This window comes from Streptococcus xiaochunlingii (assembly GCF_006385805.1).
Taxonomy (GTDB): domain Bacteria; phylum Bacillota; class Bacilli; order Lactobacillales; family Streptococcaceae; genus Streptococcus; species Streptococcus xiaochunlingii.
Window position 1 is genome coordinate 910,729 of record NZ_VFSG01000001.1, and the last position, 16,189, is coordinate 926,917.

17 protein-coding genes and 1 tRNA gene are annotated in these 16,189 nt (G+C 44.6%); 1 reads left to right on the top strand and 17 read right to left on the bottom strand.

Annotated elements, in window-relative coordinates:
- Positions 1-180: 180 nt before the first annotated feature.
- From smpB to FJR71_RS04725, 14 genes are all read right to left on the bottom strand, one after another.
- Positions 181-648, bottom strand: a complete 468-nt coding sequence (smpB, locus tag FJR71_RS04660) for an SsrA-binding protein SmpB (RefSeq protein WP_048689598.1) — start codon at positions 646-648, stop codon at positions 181-183.
- On the bottom strand, positions 611-2,968 hold the full coding sequence (gene rnr, locus FJR71_RS04665) for a ribonuclease R (RefSeq protein ID WP_140814229.1): 2,358 nt from the start codon (positions 2,966-2,968) through the stop codon (positions 611-613). The genes smpB and rnr overlap by 38 nt, the downstream gene beginning before the upstream one ends.
- A gap of 126 nt (positions 2,969-3,094) precedes the next feature.
- Complete coding sequence (gene secG / locus FJR71_RS04670; protein ID WP_048689602.1) at positions 3,095-3,328, bottom strand: preprotein translocase subunit SecG; 234 nt, start codon at positions 3,326-3,328, stop codon at positions 3,095-3,097.
- Between the two features lie 43 nt (positions 3,329-3,371).
- Positions 3,372-3,521 (bottom strand): 50S ribosomal protein L33, encoded by a 150-nt coding sequence (gene rpmG / locus FJR71_RS04675; protein WP_081453577.1) that lies wholly within the window; start codon positions 3,519-3,521, stop codon positions 3,372-3,374.
- Complete coding sequence (locus FJR71_RS04680) at positions 3,511-4,710, bottom strand: multidrug efflux MFS transporter (protein WP_281281321.1); 1,200 nt, start codon at positions 4,708-4,710, stop codon at positions 3,511-3,513. The genes rpmG and FJR71_RS04680 overlap by 11 nt, the downstream gene beginning before the upstream one ends.
- Positions 4,711-4,726: 16 nt before the next feature.
- The gene (coaE, locus tag FJR71_RS10045; protein WP_048689609.1) at positions 4,727-5,323 is read right to left on the bottom strand and encodes a dephospho-CoA kinase; all 597 of its coding nucleotides are present in this window, start codon (positions 5,321-5,323) and stop codon (positions 4,727-4,729) included.
- A complete protein-coding gene (mutM, locus tag FJR71_RS10050; protein ID WP_048689612.1) occupies positions 5,324-6,148 on the bottom strand; it encodes a DNA-formamidopyrimidine glycosylase in 825 nt (274 codons plus the stop codon).
- Positions 6,149-6,193: 45 nt separating this feature from the next.
- Positions 6,194-7,093, bottom strand: coding sequence for a GTPase Era (gene era, locus FJR71_RS04695; RefSeq protein ID WP_048689615.1), 900 nt, complete (start codon positions 7,091-7,093; stop codon positions 6,194-6,196).
- 29 nt (positions 7,094-7,122) lie between these two features.
- Positions 7,123-7,521 carry a diacylglycerol kinase family protein gene (locus FJR71_RS04700; protein WP_048689618.1) on the bottom strand — a complete coding sequence of 133 codons (399 nt, stop codon included), beginning with the start codon at positions 7,519-7,521 and terminating at the stop codon, positions 7,123-7,125.
- Positions 7,502-7,999, bottom strand: a complete 498-nt coding sequence (ybeY, locus tag FJR71_RS04705) for an rRNA maturation RNase YbeY (RefSeq protein WP_048689623.1) — start codon at positions 7,997-7,999, stop codon at positions 7,502-7,504. The genes FJR71_RS04700 and ybeY overlap by 20 nt, the downstream gene beginning before the upstream one ends.
- Positions 8,000-8,090: 91 nt before the next feature.
- Complete coding sequence (locus FJR71_RS04710; protein WP_061564223.1) at positions 8,091-9,827, bottom strand: ABC transporter ATP-binding protein; 1,737 nt, start codon at positions 9,825-9,827, stop codon at positions 8,091-8,093.
- A 1-nt stretch (position 9,828) separates the two neighbouring features.
- Entirely contained in the window at positions 9,829-11,553 is a 1,725-nt protein-coding gene (locus tag FJR71_RS04715) for an ABC transporter ATP-binding protein (RefSeq protein WP_061564224.1), read from the bottom strand.
- Positions 11,554-11,956: 403 nt separating this feature from the next.
- Positions 11,957-12,029 (bottom strand) — tRNA-Thr (locus tag FJR71_RS04720).
- A 50-nt stretch (positions 12,030-12,079) separates the two neighbouring features.
- On the bottom strand, positions 12,080-12,649 hold the full coding sequence (locus tag FJR71_RS04725) for a GNAT family N-acetyltransferase (RefSeq protein ID WP_061564225.1): 570 nt from the start codon (positions 12,647-12,649) through the stop codon (positions 12,080-12,082).
- Positions 12,650-12,851: 202 nt separating this feature from the next.
- Between FJR71_RS04725 and ald the strand changes: the two genes are divergently transcribed.
- Positions 12,852-13,964 carry an alanine dehydrogenase gene (gene ald / locus FJR71_RS04730; RefSeq protein WP_061564226.1) on the top strand — a complete coding sequence of 371 codons (1,113 nt, stop codon included), beginning with the start codon at positions 12,852-12,854 and terminating at the stop codon, positions 13,962-13,964.
- A gap of 47 nt (positions 13,965-14,011) precedes the next feature.
- Here the strand turns inward: ald and FJR71_RS04735 are convergent, their stop codons facing one another.
- The 3 genes from FJR71_RS04735 to cvfB form a co-directional block, all read right to left on the bottom strand.
- Positions 14,012-15,010: a PhoH family protein gene (locus tag FJR71_RS04735; protein ID WP_172605100.1), complete on the bottom strand. Its 999-nt coding sequence runs from the start codon at positions 15,008-15,010 to the stop codon at positions 14,012-14,014.
- Positions 15,011-15,100: 90 nt separating this feature from the next.
- Positions 15,101-15,316 carry a YozE family protein gene (locus FJR71_RS04740; RefSeq protein WP_048689636.1) on the bottom strand — a complete coding sequence of 72 codons (216 nt, stop codon included), beginning with the start codon at positions 15,314-15,316 and terminating at the stop codon, positions 15,101-15,103.
- A gap of 10 nt (positions 15,317-15,326) precedes the next feature.
- A complete protein-coding gene (gene cvfB, locus FJR71_RS04745; RefSeq protein WP_048689640.1) occupies positions 15,327-16,181 on the bottom strand; it encodes an RNA-binding virulence regulatory protein CvfB in 855 nt (284 codons plus the stop codon).
- Between the last annotated feature and the right edge of the window lie 8 nt (positions 16,182-16,189).

Sequence of the window (16,189 nt, forward strand, 5' to 3'; positions counted from 1 at the left end):
GATCTCCTTTATGACTACAAAAGAGGCTAGAAAATCATTTTCAAGCCGACGAAAAACAACTATACCAACGCTACCTTCAGTATACTCTTATCCAGATAATAATGCAAGCGGTTTCAAGAAAGGAAATTTAAAAATAGGAACAGTTTTCAGCCCTTGCTTCAGCTGTTCCTATTTCTTACTTTAACGCGTATTGTATTGCTTCATGACACGAGCAATGTCACGATTTTGCTCCCGCCGTTTGATGGATTCACGTTTGTCATAATCGTGCTTCCCTTTGGCTAAGCCCAGCAAGAGCTTGGCGTAGCCATCCTTAAGGTAAACCTTAAGGGGAACTAGAGTCATCCCTGTTCCTTTAGTCTCCTGCTCCAACTTTTGAATTTGCTTCTTATGCAGCAAGAGTTTGCGACGACGCTCTGGGTCTTGGTTCCAGATATTGCCTTCCTCATAGGGAGCAATATGAACATTGCTGAGCCAGACTTCCCCATTTTTGACTTGGGCAAATCCATCCTTGAGGTTGATACGAGCTGCTCGAACACTCTTGATTTCTGTACCAGTCAGGACCATTCCTGCTTCAATGGTTTCAACAATTGTATAATCGTGGCTTGCTTTCTTATTTTGTGCGACGACCTTTCCCTCGCCCTTTGCCATGCTTAGCTCCTTTCTTAGCTACTTCCTTGTAAAAAGGTTTCTTACTCTTTTTCTTCTTGTCTTTTGAAGAATGCTTGCGCTTGTTCTCTCTAATGCCTCCTTGCTTTCGTTCTTCTTTCTTAGAAGAAGCGCGCTTAGAGTGTCCATTTCGATCTTTACGACCCGATGTTTTAGTGACTTTTTCAATCAAATCCAGCTCACTTGGGATATAAGAAAAATCAATCTCGCCAGTCATCTTATCCGCTCTTTCGACCCTGATTCGGATCTCCTGACCGACACGGAAGGTCACGCCTGATTTTTCCCCACGCAAGGTCAAATCTCGCTCGTTAAAATGATAAAAACCAGGTAAGGTGGTGATGTGGATCAAACCTTCTACGGTATTTGGCAATTCAACAAAGAGACCAAACTTGACGACACTGGACACCAAAGCATCGTACTCTTCGCCAACATAGTCTTCCATGTACTCTGCCTTCTTCATGGCTTCTACTTCCCGTTCGGCATCAATGGCGCGGCGTTCCCGACTAGAGGATTGGCTAGCAATATCTGGAATGACCTGTTCAAAATGACTAGCTACTTCAGAATCTTTTCCATACTCTCGCACCATGCGGTGGACTAATAAGTCTGGATACCGGCGAATCGGACTGGTGAAGTGAGTATAGAACTCAGCTGCTAGCCCATAGTGGCCGTGGTTGTGCTCGGAATAACGCGCTTGTTGCATGGAACGAAGCAACATCATAGACAAGACATCAGCATAGGGTTCCCCTTCTACCTTCTTCATGATGTCCTGCAAGGTTTCCTGACTCATGGAACTAGCTGTCCCATAAATTGGAAGGCCAAAACTAGAAGCATAATCGATAAACTTTTGCACTTTCTCTGCTTTGGGTTCTTCGTGAATCCGGTAAATAAAGGGAAGTTTTCGTTTGGCAAAATGCTCTGCTACTGTCTCATTGGCGATCAGCATGAAGGATTCAATCATCCGTTCTGCAACCCCACGTTGGCGCAAGACGATGTCTACTGGTTTTCCTTGAGGATTGACTAGGATTTTTGCTTCACTGGTATCAAAGTTCAGAGCTCCTCGTTTTTCCCGCATTCCTTCTAAGATCTGATGAAGAGCAACCATGGCTTCGATACTTGGCACAATAGCTTGGTATTCCTCACGCTTCTCCTGGTCCCCAGCAATGATCTCATTGACATCGCTATAGGTCATACGGAAAGTCGTTTTAATGACCGTTTGGGTGATCTGGTAGCGAAGGACCCGACCACGCTGGTCGATCTCCATAATGGCTGATTGGGTCAAGCGATCCACTTGAGGGTTTAAGGAACAAATCCCGTTTGATAGACGCTCAGGTAACATGGGCACGACCCGGTCTGTGACATAGACAGAGGTCGCGCGGTTGAGGGCTTCCTTGTCCAAGGCAGAACCTTCGGTTACATAATAAGAGACATCTGCTATGTGAACGCCAAGCTCAAAATTCCCACCTTCCAAGCGCTTGATGTGAACCGCATCATCCAAGTCCTTGGCATCGGCACCATCAATGGTAAAGATGATTTCATCTCGAAGGTCCAAACGTCCCTCCATATCCTTCTCACTAGGCTGGTCTGGGATGCTTTCTGCTTCTTTGAGGACTGCTTCTGGAAATTCTGAGACGATATCCATAGACTCTAAAACTTCCAAGACATCGATCCCAGGATCTGTCACATGCCCAACCACATCTTGTACTGAGGCTATAAAGTAGTTGTGCTTCCGACTTGGATACTGTTCAATAGCTACCTTGAGAACTTCCGTTCCCTCTAATTGTAGGGCAGGTTTTTTCACGTAAATGAGTTGACTAATCTTTTGATTCTTTGAAAGGATGTAGCCTGCATATTTGGGTTTTTCCTCATCCAAAACGATTTGGCCGACGACTGTTTGGAGGCTGTGCTCCAAGACATCAATGATTTTCCCCTCTGCCGCGGTCCCCTTTTGCCGATCGGCTACCTTGGTGATGACAACCTCAACTGTATCCCCATCAATGGCATGGTTGACATCATTTCGTCCAATAAAAAGGTCCTCTTCTTCCCCCTCTAAGCTGACAAATCCAAAGCCACTCTTATGAGCATGGAAAATCCCTTTCACAGTAATGACGCCTTTTGGCTTGGCATCAAGGAGACTTAAAAAACCATTTTCTTCAAAGGTTAGTTGACGACGTCGCTCCATCAGCGAAATGGTCTTAATCAGTTCACGAAAACCTTTGGCGTCAGTACTCCCAATGGCTTGAGCCAATTGATCAACCTGAGCTTTTCCCTCCTGTTTTAAATAATCAATAATTTTACTTTTCATATCTTGTGCTGGTCACCCAGCCTCCTTTATTTTCTTTCTTTCAGAGAGATTTCTTTACAAGTGACAAACTCCCTATCAAACGACCCATAGATGAAAAAATAGGCAAAGACAATGTCTAAGCCTATCTTATTTACTGGATAATACCATTAGAATCATCGCAATCAGTAACCAAAGGAAAATCATGACTCCTGTTAAACGTTGCATGACTGCTTCGAATCCACGAGCTTTTGAACGTTCGAATAAGTCATTTGAGCTTGCATCGAATACGTTGCTAGATTGATTTTTAGTTGGTTGCATGAAGATAGCAATAACAATTAATACAGATAGTACCAATAAAATAGTAATCAACGGTTTAGTCATAATTAAAAAACTCCTTAAAATCTTATCTATTTTACCATAAAAATCATTTTGTTTCAAGATGTAATGTCACTTTTCTCTCTTTGGGACAATACTTCAAAACTTCAATTTTTTCAGGGTGTGTCTTCATATTTTTACTTGTCAAATAATTCTGACTACCACAGCTCGTGCAGGTTAGTTGTACTTTAATGCGCACTGATTTCTCTCACTTTCAAATACTTTCTAAAGATGAATAAAAGGAAGGCCAAATCTATAAAGGCTAGGATAGCAGTCCCATAGAATACCCAATGGTAATTGACATGCATGGCAATACTAGAGCCCATCAGGGGACCAAGAACTCCCCCAACATAAAAGAAGAGCTGATTGTAACTAAAAATCCGAGAAATTCCTTCCTTGGGAGTCATGCGGTTTAAGAGAGCCGTCACTCCGGGCATTAAGGCTCCTGTTCCAATTCCAAATAGGAAGCGAAGAAGGCCTAATTGAAAAGGGGTCTGAGCAAGGGCACAGAAGATGTAGAGGATGCCACTATAGAGAAGAGATAAAAGTAAGAGGCGATGGTTGCCAATTTTATCTCCGAGCTTTCCCATCCATCCCGATGTTAGGATACTGGAAATCCCCATCGCTGATACGATCAGTCCAGATACAAAAATAACATTGTCGCTCTGGCCAAGTTCTCTCACATAGAGTGGAAGAATGGGAGAAATGGACTGACCGATCATCTGAATGGTCATACTGGTCAAAAAGAGGCCCAGTAAAATGTCCTTATGCTGGATAGAAGCCAGTAATTCCCAGCTTGAAAGGTGCTCCTCTTTCGATATTTGTTGGTAGTCTTCCTCAATGCCCCACCAAGTCAAGACAGAGACAAGAAAGAGGAAAAAACCAACGAGGAGAAAGACATTCCGCATACCAAATTGCTCTGCGATCAATCCCCCCAACAAGGGGCCCATCAAGGTACCGGCAACGGTTCCCGTCGATAAGGTTCCTAGAGCATATCCAGATTGATTCTTTGGTACCTGACTGGCAATGAGAGCCGTGCTATTAGGCACAAAGCCTGAGAAGACACCATTTAATAAGCGTAGGAGCAGCAACCAAAAGACGGAAGGGACAAAAGCAATTCCTCCCATGGTCAAGGTCATAGCAATCGAGGCTCTCAACATCATGGGTTTCCGACCATAACGGTCCGCCAAACTCCCCCAGATTGGGGCCATTAGAGCGGAAGTCAAAGAGGAGGAGGCGACTGCAATCCCAGCATAAAAAGGAACTGCCGGACCTTTCACCCCCAATTCCTCCACAAATAGAGCCATAAAGGGAACCACTAACGAAAGACTAGCACCTACGAAAAAGCAGCCAATCCAGGCAATAAAAAGATTTTTACGCCAATTGATTTCCAGTGAAATAGGATCATCTTCTTTCTATTTGTTCTAAAGCACGATCGATTTCCTGATAGAGGTGATCACGCTGGCTATTGTTATCGATCACGAGATCGACAAGAGTTTTTTTCTCATCTAGAGGCATCTGGGCTGCTAAACGATCGCGCGCCTGGACCTCTGTTAAGGCATTGCGCTCCATCAAACGTTCTAACTGAGTATCTTCCGTCACATATACCAGCCAGACTTGGTCAAACCAGTCCAGATATCCCTGCTCGATTAACAAGGGGATATCCATGAAAAAGATGTCTTCTGTTGCAGCTTGTCGGTCCCGTTCTCGCGCCAGAGCTTTGCGAATGATGTCCCCTTGTACTTGGTTGGACCAGGCAATCTCTTTCTGGCTTGAAAAGATGCGTTGAGCCAGAGCAGGACGATTCAAGTCTCCTGTATCTAGAAGGATGTCCCTTCCAAAATGATCTACCAAAGCTTGATAGAGTTCTCCACCTGGTGCCTGCAAATCATGGACTACTTGATCAGCATCAATGACAGGATATCCTTTTTCTCTCAAATAGGAGGTGACAGTAGACTTTCCTGAAGCAATTCCTCCTGTTAATCCGATGATTCTTGCCATCTAGTTCTCCTTTTGACAGTGGGGGCAAAAATGGGTTCCGCGTCCCCCCAGCTGGATTTTCTCAATCGGAGTCCCGCAGCGCAAACAAGGCTGGCCTGTTTTCCCATAGACCTGGTGTTCTTCCTGCATGGTGCCATCCTCACCAAATGCATTGCTGTAGGAGCGAATGGTGGAACCACCCTTTTCAACAGCCTGAGCAAGCACGGCAATCGTTTCTTTGCGAACGGCTTTGGCTTCTCTAGCAGTCAAGCTTTGACCCAAACGGGCTGGATGAACCTTGGCTCGATAAAGAACCTCATCCACATAAATATTGCCCAAACCAGCTACTAATTTTTGGTCTAAAAGAGCTGATTTAATGGGTTTCTTTGATTTTTTAAGAGCTGCTTGGAAGGCTGGGTCTTTAAAATCCGCTTCCGTCGGCTCTGGACCAATTTTTTTCGCCAAAAAATAGCTGTCGACAAGCTCAGGTACTAGGACTTCCATGGTCCCAAACTTGCGGACATCTTCATAGACCAGAGTGCTACCATCTGTAAAATGAAAGAAGACATGGGCATGCTTGCGAAGAGGAACCTCGTCTGGATAAAAGAAATACTTGCCTTCCATCCGCAAATGCGAGATGAGGACCAGATCCGTCAGATAAAATAAAAGGTATTTCCCACGGCGCCCCATGGCCCGAATTTCTTGACCTGGAAGATCTTGACAAAAAGCATCTAGATCCGTATGAATCATCTTTGGATACTTTACTTCCATTGACTGAATGGTTTTTCCAAGAATTAATTTCTCAAGACCGCGTCGGACAGTCTCTACTTCTGGTAATTCAGGCATAGAACTCCTTTCAAAAACAAGAAGCAGGCTTCTGCCCACCTCTTTTTAATATTCTTTTTCGTTGTATCCGAAATCGGCAAGATCCAATTTCTTATCCCGCCAATTTTTCTTGACCTTGACCCAGGTTTCTAGGAAGACCTTATCCCCTAGCATGAGCTCGATATCCTTACGCGCAAGGGTCCCGATCTTCTTGAGCATGGCCCCACCTTTTCCGATGACAATGCCTTTTTGGCTATCGCGCTCGACCATGATGGTTGCACGGATATGAACCTTATCTGTCTCTTCATCCCGCTTCATAGAATCCACCACTACGGCAACAGAGTGGGGAATTTCTTCCCGCGTTAAATGCAAGACCTTCTCACGGATCATTTCAGAGACCAAGAAACGCTCTGGGTGGTCAGTGATTTGATCAGCAGGGAAATATTGGAAACCTTCTTCTAAGTTTTCGCTCAAAATATCAATCAAATGCGAAACATTGTTTCCTTGAAGGGCTGAAATCGGCACAATTTCTTTGAACTCCATCTGACTACGGAAGTCATCGATTTGCGCCAAGAGTTGGTCAGGGTGCACCTTGTCGATCTTGTTGACCACCAGAATAACCGGCACCTTAGCAGCCTTGAGGCGCTCGATGATCATGTCATCGCCTTTCCCACGTGGCTCATCTGCTGGCACCATAAAGAGAACGGTATCGACTTCTCGAAGGGTGCTATAGGCCGACTCTACCATGAAGTCTCCAAGCGCTGTCTTGGGTTTGTGAATCCCTGGGGTATCGATAAAGACGATCTGTTCCTTATCGGTCGTGTAGATTCCCATAATCTTGTTGCGCGTTGTCTGCGCTTTATCACTCATGATGGCAATTTTTTGCCCCATGACGTGGTTCAAAAAAGTTGACTTCCCGACATTGGGACGTCCTAAAATGGCTACAAAGCCTGATTTAAATGTCATAGTTTCCTTTCATGAGGGAAGTCTCCCTCTTATCCAAATACCAAAGCCCACAACTTGGGCACAAATATGATGAGACCTGTCACAAAGGCAAAGCCCGAAATAACGAGAACCGCTCCTGCGGCCATATCCTTGGCATTCTTTGCCAGCATGGAGAAATGGTAATCACTCGCCAAATCCACTACATTTTCAAGAGCAGAATTCATGATTTCAAAGGCAATGACCAAAGAAACACTTAAGAGTAGAAAGAGCCACTCTGTTGCTGAAATGCCAAAAAGGAAGCCTGCAACAATCGCTAAGATAGCTGAAAGTGCATGCTTACGCATATTTCGTTCCTCTTTAAAGGCTGTGAAAATCCCTGTTAAAGCAAATTCAAGACTGGCAATCAGTTCTCGATTTTTCCATTTTCGTTTATTGTCTTGTGAGTCCATAGGCTGTCAAAATCTCTTCCTGTAAGCCAAACATTTCCTTCTCTTCTTCCGGCGTATAGTGATCATAACCGTTGATATGAAGGAAGCCATGCACTGCTAAAAAGCCCATCTCGCGCTCAAAGCTATGGCCATACTCAGCAGCTTGCTCACGCGCCTTGTCTACAGAAATAAAGAGCTCTCCAATATAGGTATCAAACTCTGCCATCATTTCTGCCAATTCTGGATGGTCTTCTAAATCTTCTTCCGAAAAAGCAATGTCCATCTCTGGTTTGTATTCCAGACTGATCACATCCGTTGGGCGATCCGTATCCCGGTATTCCAAGTTCAATTCATGGCTACGTTCGTTGGTTACAAAGGTCACTGCCATTTCCTTGTCTTCTTTGCCCAATTTTTTTGCAGCAAATTCTAAAATTTCCTGGGTTTGTTTGATCATTTCTTCAGAGACTTGACCGGTCTCATCAACCATTTCAATATACATCTTGGATCACCTCACTATCATTTCAATTATAGCATAAAAATAGCGTATATACTAGAATACACGCTACTTTTACTATTTGAAGAATGCCCTTTTATTCAACCGTCTGTTGGATAGCTTGCATCTGGGCATAGATACCACCATGGGCAATCAAGTCTGCATGTTGGCCCCGTTCGACAATGCGTCCTTCTGATAGAACCAAGATCTGATCCGCATCTTGAATGGTCGATAAGCGGTGGGCAATGATAAAGGTCGTCCGGCCCTTTTGCAGGACTGCCATAGCCTTCTGAATAATCTCCTCTGTCTCCGTATCAATGTGAGAGGTCGCTTCATCCAGAATCAAAATTTTCGGATTCATGTAAAGGGTCCGCGCAAAGGAAATCAATTGACGCTCCCCACTTGAGAAGGCAGATCCCTTTTCAACCACTGGATGGTCAATTCCCTTTTCTAATCTCTGGATCATAGGCAGGGCACCGACCTGTTTTAGAGCATCCAAGACGCGATCACGGTCGATATCTGTTTGACTCATGGCCACATTGCTAGCAATGGTCCCTGAGAACAGATAGGGATCCTGTAAGACAATTCCCATATGGGACCGAAGACTCTCCCTAGAGAAATGGCGAATATTCTGGCCGTCGATCCGGATTTCCCCCTCCTGCGGATCATAGAAACGATAGAGCAAGTTCATGATAGAGGATTTACCCGAACCGGTATGGCCAACCAAGGCAAGGGTCTGACCCGGACAGGCTTGGATGGAAATGTCCTTCAGAACTGGCTTGCCTTCTTCATAGGCAAAAGTGACATGATCAAACTCCACTGCCGCCCGATCTATTTGAATCTCCTTTGTCGCATCTGCCTCTACCTTTTCATCTAGGAAAGTCAAGACTCGCTCCCCTGTTTCCAGAGAGCGTCGGATATCCGGTAGACGACGGATCAAATTGGCCATGAGATCAAAGAGCTGAATAACATAATTGAGATTGATAAACAAGAAACCTGCAGTCATCTCCAAATCTCCCCCAAGATAGGATAGGCCTGCAATGGTTAAAATTCCTGCAATGACGATGTATTTCAAGAATTCTGTCAGGCTCCAAGAGGCAATGGAGTCTGCTAGGACCAAACGATCATAAGCCACAGTCATCTTCTCAGTCGTCTGATCAAACTCCTCAATTACGCGCTCCTCTTGTCCGTAAAGTTGGATCATACTAGCTCCATGAAGCAGTTCATTTACCTGGGTATTGATCTCACTTCTGGAATCAAAGAAGTCCTTCATGGGCTTGTCCGTCATGCGCTTATACAAGGACTGAATCCCGTAAAAGATAGGGAAAATCAAGCATAAGAGGAGACCCATCATGGGATTGATAGTAAAGAGAACCCCCATGATAAAGAAGAAACGCATCAAATGAATGACCAAATACATACAGGAATTGTAAAATTGAGTCCGTAAGGTCTCTGTATCATTAACAATTCGTGTAGCAATTTTCCCAGCTGGCTTGTCATCAAAGTAGGAAATCGGTAGTTGTTGCATCACTAGGAAGGCTTGATCGCGTAGCTGTGCAGTTACCTTATTGCCTCCATGGATCAAAACCCGATTGCCTATATAACTGACAATCTGACCCACAGCCAAAACAATCAGATAGAGGACACCCATAGGATAGAGTGCTCCTAACTCTCCTCCCTGACTCAAGGCTGTCAAGGGACCATCAATCATTTTTTGCAGAATAAACGGCGATAGATCTGACAAAATCGTTGCCAGCAAAAGACAGATGAAACCTAGCCCAAAAATACCAGGAAAAAGGGATAGTTTTTGTAATAGTCGTTTTAAAATACCCATCTTATTCTCCTTCCTGTCTTTGTTGCCGTTGGTATTGTTCGTAATACCAACCTTCTTGAGCTAGTAAATCACTAGCTGTTCCTTCTTCTACAATCCGTCCTTGATCTAACACAAGGATCCAATCTGCCTGATGGACAGCTGAGAGACGGTGAGAGACTATCAAGGTTGTCTTTCCTTGTCGCTCTCTTTGAATGGTCTCAATAATGGCCTGTTCCGTCTTGGCATCCACTGCGGATAAAGAATCATCCAAGAGGAGCAACTGGGCATCACGTAGAAAGGCACGTGCCAGAGAAATCCGCTGCTTCTGCCCTCCCGATACGGATACTCCCTTTTCTCCGATCAGAGTATCCAGGCCATCCGACATCCGTTCCAAATCATCTGAGAAGGCTGCCTGAGCGATAGCATCCATGATTTCCTCTTGACTAGCTCCCTTCTTACCAAGGGAAATATTTTCTAAAATAGACTTCGAAAATAGGATGTGTTCCTGAGAGACGTAACCGATTTTTTCCTCAATAGAGCGTCTCACATAGCGTGTAACGGACTCCCCATTAATGGTAAACGTCCCTTGCCCAAGTGGGTATTGACGTAAAAATTGACGGACCAAACTTGTCTTTCCTGCTCCTGTTCGACCTACAATCCCAATGGTTTGCCCTTTATTGAACTGCAAAGAAATCTGCGAAAGACTCTCCTTCTCCGCCATTGGATAGGTAAAAGTATAGTTTTCGAAAACCACCTCATTCAGTTCCTCTAGCCAATCGTCCCCATCTCTTTCCAAATCATCATCCTCTTCGACCAATTCTGACAACTTTTTGTGGGAAGTCTTGGCTGTTTGATAGACAAGGATAAAATCTGCTAGCATCCACATCGGCTCAATCAAGGCCACTAGATACAATTCTAGACCTAGCAGTTGACCCAAGCTAATCTGCCCAGTTTTCAAGAAATGGCCCCCACAGACCAAAAGAAGGACGGTTGAAACCCCGATAAAGAAGAGAGCAAAAGGACCAAAGGCATTTTGAATAGAGGCGATCTTATCCCCCGTTTTGGCCAAACTTTCTGTCCGCTCTTGAAATTGTCGCACCTGACGCTCCTTACGGCTATAAGCCCGCATAACCCGAATCCCTTCGATGGATTCTAGGACCTCATCATTCAAGTGAGCCACCGCATCACGGTTTTCATCCACATAGATCTCTTCCTTTTTGCCGAGGAGATAGGTTGATAAAACCAGAAAGCTCATGGGAATAAAGGAAATCAAACTCAACTGCCAGGAAATCAAGAACATGGCTGGAATGATAAAGAGGAACAAACCTCCCCCATAAAGGACAATCAGCATTCCATAGCCGACCATCCCCATCATCCCGTCTACATCCGTGGTAAAACGTGTCAAGAGATCTCCTGAGCGAAACTTTTCATAAAATGGCCGTCTCATGGCTACGAGCTTACGAAAAGCTTGCCCCTGTAATCTAGCCTTGTAATGGACCGAAGCTTGAAACAACTTCAGATGCCAGTAGTAAGCGGAAATGTAATTTAAAAAAGTAGCTCCCAACAAGAGAGCAATATCTCTCGTAAAACTTGACTGAGTCAAGGTCTGCTTGCTCAGCTGGTCGACTAGTCGTTGAATGACCTGTGTAGGTATTAAAATTGTATAATCATAAATCACTAGGACCACAGCAATGCTGAGATACAGCCACTTATGCTCCCAGATGTACTTCCATAAAGCTCCTATCATCTTCTCCCCTTTCAAAATGGCACAGAAAAAACCCAAGTAGGAGCTGAGTACGTGCTCAGTCCACACTTGGGCCTTCTGATGCCTGTCACCAATTCAGTTAAGGCAGGCAAAAATGCATACAAAAAACCCAAGACAGACTCCTCCATCTTGGGTTTCATTCAATTTTTACATAGAACTCAACTGAGATTGGAGAAGCTGTGTATTCAATTGTGTCATCAAAACATCTACTTTGTTCATGATGGTTTTCTCCTTTCTCTTTGTTGTTCTAACTTTACCACGGATTTCTGTGCTTGTCAACGTTTTTTTGAAAATTGTTGAAAAAAGATCCATAAATAGGCACTAAATTAGAAATTAAAGCACAAAAAAGAAGCCTAGATCCTCTCTAAGCTTCTCTCTTCTTCTATGCTAGTTGCCGGGATTGAACCGGCGACCTCATCCTTACCATGGATGCGCTCTACCGACTGAGCTAAACCAGCAGTACCTATCTACTATATCATGGAGATAGGCCTTTTGTCAATATCCTGACTCATTTTTCTGCCAAATATTCTTCCTTTGTGAGGACATAATGAACTCTCGTCACCATTCTCCCTTCTTCATGCAGGTCTAGCATCGCGTAGGGCTCTTCATGAGAATATTTCATCCCTGATTTGGCCATCACCCGTCCAGAAGCCGGGTTGTCCTGATCATGAACAGCAATGAGCTTGTTCATCCCTAACTGTTCAAAAGCCAGGGCAATGACTGCCTTGGTAGCTTCTGTCGCAAGACCTTGGTTCCAATAATCTTTATTCAGAACATAGCCGATACTCCCCTTTTTCAGAGAAAGATCCAAATCCAGTAAATCAATAGTCCCGATAAATTTTCCATTTTCTTTGAGTTCGATCCCCCATCTGCCAAGTGGGCTCGCTAGGTAAAAGAGGGCAATATTATTACGCGTCTCTTCTAGACTTTGATTGGTTGGAAAAGTGTAGCGCGTAACTGTTTCATTAGAAGCGTACTCAAACATAGACGGTGCATCTTCTAGAGTGACCGGACGCAAGTGCAAGCGCTCAGTCTCTATTTCTCGATAAGCCGCTAACTTCACATATAAATTTTCCATTTGACACTCCTTCTTTAGGGATTAGTTTAGCAAATAACATAAAGGAAGGCAAGCTCAAATTTTTCTTGCTTTTTAACCCATTTTTCTATACAATAAAATCAATCAAAACAATCAGATGAGGAGTGAAAAGGTCATTGAGTTAGGAGAGCAATCTCATGCCAATGACCTTTTCACACCTAAATCTAAGTAAGGAGAAATAATCATGTTAATTGGTATTCCAAAAGAAATTAAAAATAATGAAAATCGGGTCGGCTTGACCCCTGCAGGTGTACAAAGCTTGGTGAAGAAAGGCCATCAAGTTTTGGTAGAAACAAATGCCGGACTTGGTTCTGGCTTTGCCGATGAAGATTACGCCAAACAAGGAGCGACTATCGTTGCTACTGCGGCAGAGGCTTGGGCAGCTGAATTGGTAGTCAAGGTCAAAGAACCCCTCGCTGAAGAATACGGCTTCCTTCGTGAAGACCTCTTGCTCTTCACCTACTTGCACATGGCTGCTGCCCCTGAATTGGCTGATGCCATGGTGACTGCCAAGACAACTGGGGTGGCTTACGAAACGGTTCGAGACCTTGAAGGACAATTGCCTCTTTTGGTACCAATGAGTGAGGTTGCTGGACGAATGGCCGTTCAAATCGGGGCTCACTTCCTCACCAAACAAGAAGGTGGATCTGGTGTCCTCCTAGGTGGGGTACCTGGTGTTCCTAAAGGGAAAGTTACCATCATCGGTGGTGGGGTCGTTGGAACCCACGCAGCTCGGATCGCTCTTGGACTCGGCGCCCAAGTTACCATCTTGGATATCAGCGCTAAACGCTTGTCTGTCCTAGAAGATGTCTTTGGTCACCAAATCCAAACCCTCATGTCCAATCCATTTAACATTGAAGCCAGTGTCCGTGATGCCGATGTTGTCATCGGAGCCGTCCTAATCCCTGGAGCTAAAGCTCCTAAATTAGTGACAGACGATATGGTCAAACAAATGCGTCCAGGTTCTGTCATCGTGGACGTAGCCGTCGACCAAGGTGGTGTTATTGAAACTGCAGACCGTGTGACAACACATACGGAGCCTGTTTACGAAAAACATGGTGTGCTCCACTATGCCGTTGCCAATATCCCAGGCGCTGTCGCTCGTACTTCTACCATTGCCCTCACCAATGTAACCCTTCCTTATGTCGAAGCTTTGGCTGACAAAGGTTTCCATAAGGCCATCGCCCTTGATGAAGGATTGCGCCAAGGTGTTACTACTTACCAAGGCCATATCACAAGCCAACCAGTTGCAGAAGGGCTAGAACGCAACTTCACACCAATTGATGAATTGGTTTAATTTCTAATATTTAAAAGGCAAAGATCATAAAATCTTTGCCTCTTCTTTTATTCTGCTTCTTCTTCCACATCCAGTTTTTCTTTGAGGACTGGATTCGGAATGGGCTCGTAGGCCCGGATAATCTCTGCTACTACTGGATGACGAACAACATCCTTGGCAGAGAAATGCACAAAGTCAATCTGAGAAATATTTTTTAATTTCTCCTGAGCATCAATCAAACCGGATTTGACATTTCGAGGGAGGTCAATCTGGCTGGTATCTCCATTGACAATCATCTTGGAGTTAAAACCAAGACGGGTCAAAAACATCTTCATCTGCATGATGGTGGTATTTTGCGCTTCATCGAGGATGACAAAGGCATCGTCCAAGGTCCGCCCCCGCATATAAGCCAAAGGCGCAATCTCGATAATCTCCCGCTCCATCATCCGAGTAGTTTGGTCTTTCCCTAAAATCTGGTAGAGAGCATCATAGACCGGTCGTAGATAAGGGTCCACTTTTTCCTTGAGATCTCCTGGAAGGAAACCAAGGCTCTCTCCTGCTTCTACAGCTGGACGGGTCAAAATGATCCTCTTAACTTGACCACGCTTGAGGGCGGTGACGGCCAAGGTCACCGCTAAGAAGGTTTTCCCTGTCCCGGCTGGTCCAATCCCGAAGGTCACATCATGGTGCTTGACACTATCGACATAAATCTTTTGCCCCAGCGTTTTGACCCGAATGGGCTTGCCGTAGCTATCCTTGATGATTTCTTCTTCATACAAGGCGACGAACTTATCCAACTCATCATTACGAACCATTTGAATAGCTGTTACGACATCCGGCGTCCCGATGATCATACCACGATTCACCAAGATCAGCAAAGCCTCAATGACTTGTCTAGCTTTCTCACAATCTTCTTCTTGCCCAATGACCTGGACAATTTCTGTTCGTGCATGGATGATCACATCCAACTCTTGCTCCATCAAACGCAAATGACGCTCATTGGATCCAAACAGATGGAAGAGATCATCTGGATGACTTAATTGAATATCAATTGAATGTTCTTTCAAATAAAGAACCTCTCTATTTCTGTAAGTTTTCTCTATTATAACAAAGTGACCGAGAATTGACCATCCCCGGCTCACCACTATCTCCTGTTACTAATGACCTAAGTATTCTTCCCAGATCGCATCAAATTCTCCTAGATTAAAGGAGAAACTAGCATGTTCTTCCAGAAAGCGGCTGACCTCATCAAAATCATCTGTATGTTTTGGAAAGGCAGACTCATGAAAAGCTAGATCAGCTAGCAAGGCTTTCGGAGCATTGCTTTTGGGATTGCGCTCTGTCATCAGCCAAGTGTAAAATGATTTTCGCATAAGGCTCCTCTTAGATTAGTTCCGTTCCAAACTGGTCTTGCTTGATTTTTTTCGCTTTCATCAAGCCACCCAGAGCCTTTTTGAACTGCCCCTTGGAAATTCCAAAGGTTGCCTTAATCTCTTCTGGGGAGGACTTGTCATTCAAGGTCATAAAGCCACCATTCCCCTCCAAGTAGGCCAAAATCATCTGCGCATCGTTTTCAAGCATTTCAAACGAGCGTGGTTTCAAGGACAAATTCAAGGTCCGATCCACCTCTCGGAAACCGATGACCCGAGCATCTAAGACTTGTCCCAAACGGGGTTCGGCATAGCGCTCACTTGGATGGATAAAGCCCAGCATATTGTTTTCAGGCAGGTAAACAAAGGTCCCTGAAAGTTTTAAGCGATAGACGATGGCCGGCCAGTTCTGGTTTTGCATATTGTTGTAGGCTGGACGAGCAATTCGTTGGAAGTCTTCTTGGTAGGCCAAGACACCCCAGATCCGATCTTTTTTATCAACTTCTAGGCTAACAAAGAGTTTATCGCCTTTTTTCGGCCACAGATCCTTGATTTCTGGCAAAATATCCAGAGAGACGACAATCTCCTTATCGGGTAGACCCGTATCGACAAATACACCCAGGTCCTTGCGAACTTCAGTCACTGTCCCCCAGCCAAATTGGTCCTGACGGGCTGTGACTTCTAGGGTGGTCAGACGCAAACGTTGCTTCATATCCGTATAGGCAAAGCCCTTGACGGATTCTCCAAGTGCATGCTCTCCTTCAGACTTGTCCAAGGCATAAGTCTGCCCATCCTTCTGGACAAAGTAAAAGCGATCATTCTCATCCGTTACAAGGCCCACGATATCATGTGCGAGGTTGGTATTCATTTTTTCCT

Excerpts from the sequence above, each read along its gene's own strand:
- FJR71_RS04715 (WP_061564224.1), bottom strand. The coding sequence starts at position 11,553 with ATGATAGGAGCTTTATGGAAGTACATCTGGGAGCATAAGTGGCTGTAT.
- FJR71_RS04725 (WP_061564225.1), bottom strand. The coding sequence starts at position 12,649 with ATGGAAAATTTATATGTGAAGTTAGCGGCTTATCGAGAAATAGAGACT.
- era (WP_048689615.1), bottom strand. The coding sequence starts at position 7,093 with ATGACATTTAAATCAGGCTTTGTAGCCATTTTAGGACGTCCCAATGTC.
- rnr (WP_140814229.1), bottom strand. The coding sequence starts at position 2,968 with ATGAAAAGTAAAATTATTGATTATTTAAAACAGGAGGGAAAAGCTCAG.
- secG (WP_048689602.1), bottom strand. The coding sequence starts at position 3,328 with ATGACTAAACCGTTGATTACTATTTTATTGGTACTATCTGTATTAATT.
- cvfB (WP_048689640.1), bottom strand. The coding sequence starts at position 16,181 with ATGAATACCAACCTCGCACATGATATCGTGGGCCTTGTAACGGATGAG.
- FJR71_RS04710 (WP_061564223.1), bottom strand. The coding sequence starts at position 9,827 with ATGGGTATTTTAAAACGACTATTACAAAAACTATCCCTTTTTCCTGGT.
- ald (WP_061564226.1), top strand. The coding sequence starts at position 12,852 with ATGTTAATTGGTATTCCAAAAGAAATTAAAAATAATGAAAATCGGGTC.
- coaE (WP_048689609.1), bottom strand. The coding sequence starts at position 5,323 with ATGGCAAGAATCATCGGATTAACAGGAGGAATTGCTTCAGGAAAGTCT.
- smpB (WP_048689598.1), bottom strand. The coding sequence starts at position 648 with ATGGCAAAGGGCGAGGGAAAGGTCGTCGCACAAAATAAGAAAGCAAGC.
- FJR71_RS04700 (WP_048689618.1), bottom strand. The coding sequence starts at position 7,521 with ATGGACTCACAAGACAATAAACGAAAATGGAAAAATCGAGAACTGATT.
- FJR71_RS04740 (WP_048689636.1), bottom strand. The coding sequence starts at position 15,316 with ATGCGAAAATCATTTTACACTTGGCTGATGACAGAGCGCAATCCCAAA.
- ybeY (WP_048689623.1), bottom strand. The coding sequence starts at position 7,999 with ATGTATATTGAAATGGTTGATGAGACCGGTCAAGTCTCTGAAGAAATG.
- mutM (WP_048689612.1), bottom strand. The coding sequence starts at position 6,148 with ATGCCTGAATTACCAGAAGTAGAGACTGTCCGACGCGGTCTTGAGAAA.